Origin of the sequence: Oryzihumus sp. (genome assembly GCF_036391795.1) — a bacterium.
Taxonomy (GTDB): Bacteria; Actinomycetota; Actinomycetes; order Actinomycetales; family Dermatophilaceae; genus Oryzihumus.
This window is the reverse complement of the sequence record NZ_DASVZH010000326.1, coordinates 1-6,339: the sequence shown is the minus strand read 5'-3', so window position 1 is coordinate 6,339 and position 6,339 is coordinate 1. Positions and strand designations below refer to the sequence as shown.

Here is a 6,339-nt window from a genome sequence, read left to right as displayed (position 1 = left end):
CGAGCTTCGCCGCTACCGCCGGGCCGCGCGCAGCGCCCGGTGAGGGGCGCGGCATACGCGTGAGGTCAGGGCGACTGGAACACGGCCGCGAAGAACACGATGAGGATGAAGACCGCCAAGGTGGCCATCAACCCCATCAGCGCGCCGATCAGGACCTTGTCCATCGAGGCCTCCTCTGTGACGAACGGGCACCGCGGGGTCGCCCTCACGAGCCCCCCGGCGCTCACGTCGTCCGCACAGCTCAGGCCCGGGACGGGACCGCCTGGGCAGCCGGCGTCGGCCGGATGTTGGCGTTGTGGTGGAACACGTTCTCAGGGTCCCACCGCGCCTTGATCGAGGCGAGCCTCGCGTACTTCGCCTCGCCGTAGCTGGCCCGGACCCGAGCCTCGTCCTCGTCGGCGATGAAGTTGACGTAGCTGCCGTCACCCGAGGCGTAGGGCCGCAACGCCGACCAGAACCGCTGGACCCAGTCGCGGTCGACCGCGAGCATCCCGGCGTCCTCGGCGACGGCGGCGATGTTCAGCGCCCACAGGCTGCGGCGTGAGCCGCTGAACGCGGTGGCCTCGTCCGGGACCTCGGCGAAGGCGCCGCCCAGGGCGAAGACCGGCATGAAGCTCAGCGGCGAGGTCTTGCGCGGCAGGAACTCCAGCACCACGTCGATGACCGGGTCCGACAGCTCCTCCAGCCAGAGCGCCTTCTCGTAGCCCTTGATCCGCCACGGCGCGGTGTCGTCGAACATCTGCTGCACGGCGGAGTACGGCATCGAGGTCACCAGCTCGAATGCCGGGTCCAGCGCCTGGATCGGGGCCACCACCTCGGCGTGGTCGTGGGGTGCACCCCAGCCGATGACGCCCACGACGAACGTCGTCGTGCCCTGGCGCTCCGCGGGCACGAACGGTGCCGGCGGAGCGGTCAGGCCGCCGATGAACGCGCCGTACTCCCGGGGCAGGGCGGGGATGACATGCGCGGCCGCACGCAGCGGCTCGCGCGCGTCCTGGGGCGCCCAGAAGAACAGCCCGACGTTGGCCAGCTGGTCGACCTCGTGCAGGGCGAAGTCGAACGAGGTCACCACCCCGAAGTTGCCGCCGCCCCCGCGCAGCGCCCAGAACAGGTCCGGCTCGGAGTCGGCCGAGGCGGTCACGGTGCGCCCGTCGGCGGTGACCACCTGTGCGGACACCAGGCTGTCGCAGGTCAGGCCGCACCGCCGGGTCAGCCAGCCCATCCCCCCGCCGAGGGTGAGCCCGCCGACCCCGGTGTGGCTGACGAAGCCCCCCGTGACGGCCAGGCCGTGCGCGGCTGTCGCGGTGTCGAGGTCGGACCAGCGCGCCCCGCCGCCGACCCGCGCCCGGCGCGCCCTCGGGTCGACGTCGACCCGGTCGAGGGGCCCGAGGTCCAGCATCAGCCCGCCCTCGGAGACGGCGTGCCCCGCGAAGCTGTGCCCACCCCCGCGCACGGTCAGGTCGAGCCGGTGCTCCCTGGCGAAGGCGATGACGGTGGCGACGTCGCGGGCACTGATGGCCTCGACGATCAGGGCGGGACGCCGGTGGATGTCGCCGTTCCAGACCGCCTTCTCCAGGGCGTCGTCGAACTCCTCGTCCCCCTCCTGCAGCACCGTCCCCCCGACGCTGGTGCGCAGCTGCGCCAGGGCGCGGTCGTCGATCGGGTGCATGGCTGACCTCCAGGGTCGGGTTCGCGACGGGGTGCGGGGGAATGCCCTCGCCCCTCCTCTTCCGCCCTATGCCCCGCCCTGCCGGGTGTCATCGGGCAAAGGGGCGAGGTGGGCGTACCAGCGCGCTCGGCTAGAGTCGCCCGCGACGCGGGGTGCCGGTCCGTACCGGCTGAGAACACACCCGTTGAACCTGATCTAGCTCGCACTAGCGAAGGGACGTCACCGTCATGGTCACGACCACGCCCGTCTCCCCCATCACCGCCGCTGCCGTCGGCGACGCCCTCGCCACCCTGCGCGAGCGCTCGCCCCTGGTGCAGTGCCTGACCAACATCGTCGTCGCCCAGTGGACGGCCAACCTGCTGCTGGCCACCGGCGCCGCACCGGCCATGGTGGACAACCCCGAGGAGTCGGGGGTCTTCGCCGGGATCGCCGGTGGGGTGCTCGTCAACGTCGGCACGCCCTACGGCGAGACCGCCGCGGCGATGGAGCAGGCGGTCACCGCCGCCGGGCGCGCCGGGACCCCCTGGGTGCTGGACCCGGTCGCGGTCGGCCCCCTGCTGGGGTGGCGCACCGGTATCGCGCTGCGCCTGCTCTCCGTCGCGGCCCCCGCGGTTATCCGCGGCAACGCCTCGGAGGTCATGGCCCTGGCCGGCGGCGCCGGGGGCAAGGGCGTGGACAGCCTGGACACCCCCGAGGCGGCGCTCGAGGCGGCCCGCGCCCTGGCCACCAGCCACGGCACCGTGGTCGCCGTCAGCGGACCGGTGGACCACCTCACCGACGGTGACCGCCTGGTCACCGTGGCCAACGGACACGAGTGGCTGACCCGAGTGACCGGCGTGGGCTGCGCCCTGGGCGCGCTCATGGCCGCGTTCGCCGGCTGCGTGGAGGACCCGTTGCTCGCGGCGACCGCCGCCACCGCGACCCTGACCGTCGCCGCCGACGGGGCCGCCGCCCGCACCGCCGGCCCCGGGTCCTTCGCCGTCGCGCTGCTGGACGAGCTGGCCGCTCTCACGCCTGAGGCGCTCACCGAGCGGGTCCGGCTGGGCTGACCGATGAGCCGCCCGCCGCTGGACCTGTCGCTCTACCTGGTGACCGACACCCGCCTGTGCGGGACCGTCGGGGTGCCGGCCACCGTGGCCGCCGCGGTCGCGGCCGGGGTGACCGTGGTCCAGCTGCGCGACCCCGCCGCCGACGACGGCGAGCTGGTCACCCTGGGGCGGGCCATCGCCCGGGAGCTGACCGGCACCGGCGTGCCCCTGCTCGTCAACGACGCGGTGCACCTGGTCGAGGCGATCGGGGCGCAGGGCGCCCACGTCGGGCAGGGCGACACCGACCCCGGTGCGGCGCGGGCGCGACTGGGCCACACGGCATACCTGGGGCTGTCCGTGCAGACCACGGAGCACGTCGCGGCGGCGGGCGGCGCGGACGTGGACTACCTCGGCGTCGGGCCGGTGTTCGCCCAGGTCACCAAGCCCGACGGCGCCGAACCGGGCGGGCTGGACCGCCTCGCGCGGATCGTGGCCCTGAGCCCGGTGCCGTGCGTGGCGATCGGCGGGATCGGCCTCGAGCAGGCGGCGCAGGTCCGGGCGACCGACGCGGCGGGCATCGCCGTCGTCAGCGCCATCTGCGGCCAGCCGGACGTGGCCGGGGCCACCCGGGCGCTGCGAGCCGCCTGGGACCACGCGGGGGTGCGGGCGTGACCCGGCCGCCGGTCGCCCTGACCATCGCCGGCAGCGACCCCTCCGGCGGGGCCGGGGTGCAGGCGGACCTCAAGACGTTCTCGGCGCTGGGGGCCTACGGAACCTCGGTGCTGACCGCCCTGACCGCGCAGAGCACGACCGGGGTGACCGGGGTGCACGTGGTGCCGACGGCGTTCGTCACCGAGCAGCTGGAGACCCTCGTCGCCGACGTGCGCGTCGACGCGGTCAAGATCGGCATGCTGGCGACCGCCGACCTGGCCGAAGCGGTGGCCGACTTCCTGCGCGCCCACCCCTGCCCGGTGGTCGTCCTCGACCCGGTGATGGTCGCGACCAGCGGGGACCGGCTGCTGGCCGACGACGCGGTCGAGGCCCTGCGCGCCCTGCTGCCGCTGGCCTCCGTGGTGACCCCGAACCTGCCGGAGGCCGCCGGGCTGCTCGGCGTGGCCGACGCCGTGGACGAGACGGAGATGCTGAACCAGGCGCAGGCGCTGCGGGCCCTGGGCGCGCAGCGGGTCCTGCTCAAGGGCGGCCACCGGGCGGGGCAGGGGGCCGCCTCCGACGTGCTCGCCGAGCCCGATGGGGTGACCTGGCTGCGCGCGCCGTGGGTGGAGACGACCAACACGCACGGCACGGGCTGCTCGCTGTCCTCCGCACTGGCGGCGCTGCGGCCGCAGCGGGACACGTGGGTGGACACGGCCCGCGACGCCAAGGACTGGCTGACCGGGGCGCTGGCGGCCGCCGACACCCTCGAGGTCGGGCACGGCCACGGGCCGGTCCACCACTTCCACCAGATCTGGGACCACTGATGGCCGGCTTCAGCGAGCACGTCTGGGACGCGGTCAGCGACATCCGGCGCAGCATCGACGACCACCCCTTCCTCGCCGGCCTGGAGGACGGCACGCTGCCGCGACAGGTGTTCACCGGCTACCTCGCGCAGGACGCGCACTACCTGTCCGACTACGCCCGGGTGCTCGCCTCCTGCGCCACCCAGTCGCGGACGGCGGATGACCTGGTCTTCTGGGCCGGCAGCGCCCAGCAGGCGGTGCTCGTCGAGCGCAGCCTGCACACCTCGCACGTCACCGACCTGGACCGCCACGAGAAGTCACCCACCTGCACGGCGTACACCTCGTTCCTGCTCGGGCTGGCCGCCGGGGGCAGCTACCCGGTCCTGGTGGCCGGGGTGCTGCCCTGCTACTGGATCTACGAGGACGTCGGCCGGCGGCTGCGGGAGCGGGTCGGCGACCTCTCCGACCACCCCTACGGGGACTGGATCGGCACGTACGGTGACCCGGCCTTCGCGGCCTCGACGGCAACCGCCCGGACGATCGTGGACCGGGTCGCGTCGGAGTCCGGCGAGGCCACCGTGCGACGCATGACGGAGGCATTCATCACCGCATCGCGGCACGAGTGGCTGTTCTGGGACGCCGCCTGGCGCCAGGAGGCCTGGCCGGTCTGACCTGCCGGCGGCTCCCCGGCCGGCGCCGGCCGCTCCCGGGACCTTCGATCCTGCCCACCGCCGATGGGAGCGCGCACGATCGGACCCGCGGGTCGGCGACATCGGCGACCCCGGCCAGGAGAGGTGGGGACGATGAAGCTGGACGAGCTGATGACCTCGGCGCGGGACGCCATCACGGTGCGGCGGGTCTTCGCCGAGCCCTACGAGAAGAACGGCGTCACCATCATCGCCGCGGCGACGGTCGCCGGCGGCGGGGGCGGCGGCATCGGCCACGACCAGAACGGCGGCGAGGGCGAGGGCGGGGGCTTCGGTCTCAGCGGGCGGCCGGCCGGGGCCTACATCATCCGCGACGACGACGTCGTGTGGCGCCCGGCGGTGGACGTCAACCGGCTCGTGCCCGTGCTCGGCGCGGTGCTCATCGCCTGGTTCCTCACCCGGGCCCGGATCAAGCGCACGCGGATGCGCACGTTCGAGCACATGGCCGAGCAGCACCGCAAGGTCGACCGCCACAAGGCAGCGCACCACTAGGCCGTCTGACCCGGCCGCCACGGGCCGCACCTGGTGCCCGGTCCTCCGCGAAAAGGGCCGTCCCAGCTGCGCTTTCGCGGCGGAACGGGCACCAAGTCCCTGTGGGACGGGGGGGTCGCGGGGGCGGCCGGTGCGTCAGAGGGCGCTGGCCGCGGTGGCCGGCTCGGGGGCGTCGTGCACCCGCTCGGGCCGTATGCCGAGCCACAGGGCCGCGACCGCGGCCGCACCGGCGGCGATCCCCCCACCGAGCAGCACGGACTGCACCTGGACCACGCCGGCCCGGGCCAGCGCCGCGGTGTCGGTCGGGTCCGGCAGGGCGCTGACCGCGGCCGAGAAGCGGTGCAGGCCGATGGCGGTCAGCACCGCCAGTCCCACGACCATCCCGGTCATCCGGGCGACCACGACGAGGGCGCTGGCGACCCCGGCATCGCCAGCCGGCGCATCGGCCAGCGCCGCGGCGTTGACCGGCGCGATGGCCAGGCCCAGGCCCAGGCCGGCGGCGACGAGCACCGCGGTCGCACCCACGCTGTCCAGCGCCCCCGGGGTCCAGCCGGACATGAGCCCGAGGGCGACCGCGGCCAGGGCCAGTCCCCCGGCGGCGACGACGGCACTGCCGGCGTGCCGCAGGGCCTGTCCCCCGGCGAGCGCGCCCACCGGCACCGCGACGAGGAACCGCAGCAGCACCAGGGCGGCACCGGTCTGGGAGCGGTCCCCGAGCCGGGCGAGGACCGGCACGTCCACGACGACGGCCACCAGCGCGGCACCGACGAGGACGCTGACCAGGAGCGCGACCGGCACCCGCCCGCGGAGCACGCCGCGGGCGATGAGCGGGACCGCGGCGGTGCGGTGCCGCCAGGCGTAGCCGGCGAGGGCCACGACGCCCAGCGGCAGCAGCCCCCGCCCCCAGGGCCCGACGACCTCGCGGGTCGGGTCGGCCGAGGCGAAGGCCAGCACCACCGACCCCAGCGCGACGGCCAGGCAGACCG

General features: G+C 75.1%; 6 protein-coding genes, 1 pseudogene and 1 riboswitch. Of the genes and pseudogenes, 5 read left to right on the top strand and 2 right to left on the bottom strand.

Annotated elements, in window-relative coordinates; all coding sequences use genetic code 11:
- Window positions 1-241: 241 nt before the first annotated feature.
- Window positions 242-1,669 (bottom strand): FAD-binding oxidoreductase, encoded by a 1,428-nt coding sequence (locus VF825_RS19800; RefSeq protein ID WP_331116657.1) that lies wholly within the window; start codon window positions 1,667-1,669, stop codon window positions 242-244.
- Between the two features lie 138 nt (window positions 1,670-1,807).
- Window positions 1,808-1,903, top strand: a riboswitch (TPP riboswitch).
- On the opposite strand from VF825_RS19800, the gene thiM reads away from it, so the two are divergent.
- From thiM to VF825_RS19775, 5 genes are all read left to right on the top strand, one after another.
- Complete coding sequence (gene thiM / locus VF825_RS19795) at window positions 1,897-2,718, top strand: hydroxyethylthiazole kinase (protein ID WP_331116655.1); 822 nt, start codon at window positions 1,897-1,899, stop codon at window positions 2,716-2,718. It overlaps the preceding riboswitch by 7 nt.
- 3 nt (window positions 2,719-2,721) lie before the next feature.
- The gene (thiE, locus tag VF825_RS19790; RefSeq protein WP_331116653.1) at window positions 2,722-3,369 is read left to right on the top strand and encodes a thiamine phosphate synthase; all 648 of its coding nucleotides are present in this window, start codon (window positions 2,722-2,724) and stop codon (window positions 3,367-3,369) included.
- Entirely contained in the window at window positions 3,366-4,175 is an 810-nt protein-coding gene (gene thiD / locus VF825_RS19785; RefSeq protein WP_331116651.1) for a bifunctional hydroxymethylpyrimidine kinase/phosphomethylpyrimidine kinase, read from the top strand. The genes thiE and thiD overlap by 4 nt, the downstream gene beginning before the upstream one ends.
- Window positions 4,175-4,825, top strand: coding sequence for a TenA family protein (locus tag VF825_RS19780; RefSeq protein ID WP_331116649.1), 651 nt, complete (start codon window positions 4,175-4,177; stop codon window positions 4,823-4,825). The genes thiD and VF825_RS19780 overlap by 1 nt, the downstream gene beginning before the upstream one ends.
- 132 nt (window positions 4,826-4,957) lie before the next feature.
- Window positions 4,958-5,353, top strand: coding sequence for a hypothetical protein (locus VF825_RS19775; RefSeq protein WP_331116647.1), 396 nt, complete (start codon window positions 4,958-4,960; stop codon window positions 5,351-5,353).
- A 135-nt stretch (window positions 5,354-5,488) separates the two neighbouring features.
- Here VF825_RS19775 and VF825_RS19770 read toward each other — a convergent pair.
- A pseudogene (locus VF825_RS19770) lies at window positions 5,489-6,339 on the bottom strand (MFS transporter); the annotation flags it as partial.

Excerpts from the sequence above, each read along its gene's own strand:
- VF825_RS19800 (WP_331116657.1), bottom strand. The coding sequence starts at position 1,669 with ATGCACCCGATCGACGACCGCGCCCTGGCGCAGCTGCGCACCAGCGTC.
- thiM (WP_331116655.1), top strand. The coding sequence starts at position 1,897 with ATGGTCACGACCACGCCCGTCTCCCCCATCACCGCCGCTGCCGTCGGC.
- thiE (WP_331116653.1), top strand. The coding sequence starts at position 2,722 with ATGAGCCGCCCGCCGCTGGACCTGTCGCTCTACCTGGTGACCGACACC.
- VF825_RS19780 (WP_331116649.1), top strand. The coding sequence starts at position 4,175 with ATGGCCGGCTTCAGCGAGCACGTCTGGGACGCGGTCAGCGACATCCGG.
- VF825_RS19775 (WP_331116647.1), top strand. The coding sequence starts at position 4,958 with ATGAAGCTGGACGAGCTGATGACCTCGGCGCGGGACGCCATCACGGTG.